Raw genomic sequence first — 2,708 nt, 5'->3', positions numbered from 1 at the left:
CCGGCGAGCGGGAGGCACTGGAGGGCGACCGCCACGACGGCCAGGGCGTCCCAGGGGCGCGTCGGCAGGCCGCCGACTTCCGTGCCGTTGTGGTGGTACACCAGCGAGACGGCGAACAGCGCCAGCGCGAGCGGGGCGTACCAGGCTGTGGAGCCTGACCGGCGCCACAGTTCCTGGATCCGCGGAAGTCCGGTCATCGGGGAAGTGTAGGGGAGGCGGTCGCCTTGCCGGCGCGGCGGCGGCGGGGCACCAGGTTGCCGCGCCGGTGGGCCAGCCACAGGAAACCGATGGTGATCAGTGCGCCGAACAGCACCGCGTACACGCTTCCTTCGGGGCCGAAGTCGCCGCCGGTGACCCACGTCGGGCCCGAGGTGACGGTGTCCAGCAGCCCCTGCGGGGTGTCGCCGCCGGAGACCTCGGAGCTGAAGATGCCGGCGGCCGCGAAGTTCCAGCCGAAGTGCAGGCCGATCGGCACCCACAGGGTGCGGGTCGCGGCGTAGGCGGCGGCGAGCATGCCACCGGCCTCGATCGCGATGGCGAGGGCGCCCCACAGACTGGCGTTCGGGTTGAACAGGTGCGCGGCGCCGAACAGCACGGCGGTCAGCGCCAGCGCGGTCCAGGTGCCGGTGCGCTCCTCGACGATCCGGAACAGGACGCCGCGGAACAGCAGTTCCTCCATCACGGCGACGGCCGCCATGAAGCCGGCCAGCCCGACCGCACCGGTCGGGGAAGCCAGACCGTTGATCTCGTAGTGGGCGTTGAGGAAGATGCTCGTGATGACGGCGCCGAACATCGCGACGCCGATCAGCAGCCCCCGGCCGATCGCGGCCCCGGCGCCCTTGCGGGCCACCTCGGTGGACGGGCGGTGCTCGGTCGTCCGCACCACCCATCCGTAGAGGAGTACGGCGAACACGGCCGCCAGGAGTCCCAGGGCGAGCTGGAGCCATGGGCTGTACTCCGCGGCGGTGACGACCTGATTGCCGATCATGGATACCACCGCGACGGCCGACAACTGCCAGACGAACCTCATGAGCGCTCCTTCCCGGGGTCCGCGACCGGGGCGCCGCGGTGCCTCGAACGCTACGGATCCGGCCTTCCCGAATCGTCACCTCGGGGTGGACACCTGCCTGTAGCTCGCGTGGGGGACAACCGCCGGTGGCAGCCCTCGGTGCCCGGGGCCGAAGACCGGACTCCGGGCTCAGGGCTCCGGCCCCGGGCTCAGGGCTCCGGGCTCCGGGCTTCGGGACCCGGCGGGATCGCGGGGGGCGGAGCGGATGGTGCACAGCGTCGGTCATGACCATTGCCGACGGTGACACACCTCGCTATGTTAATGAGGAATCACACAGCTCAGCAAGATCCTAAACGTGGTGGTAGCGCAACTGGCTTGTCAGATAGGCGCATGGCTGCCATCTGGTTGAGCAGGGAAGTGGGTAAGTTAATGAACAATCCCAACAGGCGAAGCATTCTGTCCCTCGGTGTCGCACTCGGCCTCGTGGGCGCGGCGGGCTCCACCAAGGCGTGGGCGGCGGCGGACTCGGTGGCCGGAAGCGGCACGGGCGCCGACCCGGAGTACATCTGGGACAGCGCGACGGATCCTCTGATGGCTTCGCTGCTCGAAAACGGCCAGGTGCCGGCGGTCAACGCCGCGATGGCGGGGTGGGTGAACAACAGCGACGCACTGCCCAGCGGTCTGCCGGCCGACCTCGCGGCACACCTGGGAAAGGTCAACAAGCTGCCCTCCTGGGCCGACCCCGTCAAGCTGGCCCGCGCCGCCGACTTCAACCGGCGCAAGGACACCTACCTGTTCATGCTGTACGGCCTCGGCAGCGGGATCATGAGCACCGTGATCCCGCGGGAGGCCAGGAGCGTCTACTGGTCCTTCGGCGGCGCCGACATGAAGGACCGTGCGGCCAAGACGTTCACGTTCGGCTACGACCTGTCCCAGCGGGACGCGTTCAAGCCGACAGGACAGTTCATCGTCACCGCCAACAAGACGCGACTGGTGCACGGAGCAGTACGCCACCTGCTGCCGCAGTCACCGCACTGGAAGGCGGGCGCCGACCAGGCCATCCCGATCAGCGTCGCCGACATCCTGGTCACCTTCCACAGCCTGGGCACCTACGTGCACAGGAAGATGCTCGACTGGAAGATCCCGATGTCGGCCGCGGACCAGGAGGCGTTCCTGCATTCGTGGCAAGTCGCCATCCACCTGCTCGGTGTGCCGGACGAGTTCATTCCGAAGACCTGGGCGGCTGCGGAAGCGCAGTCGGCCCAGGTGCTCACCCCGATCCTCGCCCCGACGCCCGAGGGCCTCGACCTGGCCGAGGTGCTGCTCGGTCTGACGGCGGAGATCGACCTCGGTGTGACGCGCGGTTTCCTGAACGAGTTCGTGCGCTACGCCCTCAGCGACGAGGTCGGGGACTGGCTGAAACTGCCGCGCGACTACGCGGCAGCGGCCCTGGTCCGCACCGCGTGGCCGGCCTTCATCCTGTTCCGCGAGGGCCTGTCGCCCGTCATGCCCGGCGCCTTCTACATGCTCGACCAGTTCGTGCGCGCCCTGGCCATGCTGTTCCTCAACAAGGGCACCTCCTCGACCACCACCCCGATCACGATCCCGACCGGGAACAGGCCGGCCGGCTGAACCGCCGATCCGGCCGCACAGGTGCCCGCCCCTCGCCGGCCGAGCGGAGGGCGGGCACCCGGGCGTC

2 protein-coding genes and 1 pseudogene are annotated in these 2,708 nt (G+C 69.6%); 1 reads left to right on the top strand and 2 read right to left on the bottom strand.

The window, feature by feature from the left end:
* Positions 1 to 197, bottom strand: a pseudogene (locus VN520_RS00725) (two-component sensor histidine kinase); the annotation flags it as partial.
* Entirely contained in the window at positions 194 to 1,030 is an 837-nt protein-coding gene (locus VN520_RS00720; protein ID WP_325744844.1) for a type II CAAX endopeptidase family protein, read from the bottom strand. The gene VN520_RS00720 and the pseudogene VN520_RS00725, both read right to left, overlap by 4 nt.
* Before the next feature lie 408 nt (positions 1,031 to 1,438).
* Here VN520_RS00720 and VN520_RS00715 point away from each other — a divergent pair, with 408 nt between their 5' ends.
* A complete protein-coding gene (locus VN520_RS00715) occupies positions 1,439 to 2,641 on the top strand; it encodes an oxygenase MpaB family protein (RefSeq protein ID WP_325744843.1) in 1,203 nt (400 codons plus the stop codon).
* Positions 2,642 to 2,708: the final 67 nt, after the last annotated feature.

Source organism: Streptomyces sp. (genome assembly GCF_035563135.1).
In the GTDB taxonomy this organism is placed as follows: Bacteria; Actinomycetota; Actinomycetes; order Streptomycetales; family Streptomycetaceae; genus Streptomyces.
The sequence above is the reverse complement of the archived record's forward strand: the minus strand, read 5'-3'. Positions and strand labels throughout refer to the sequence as shown.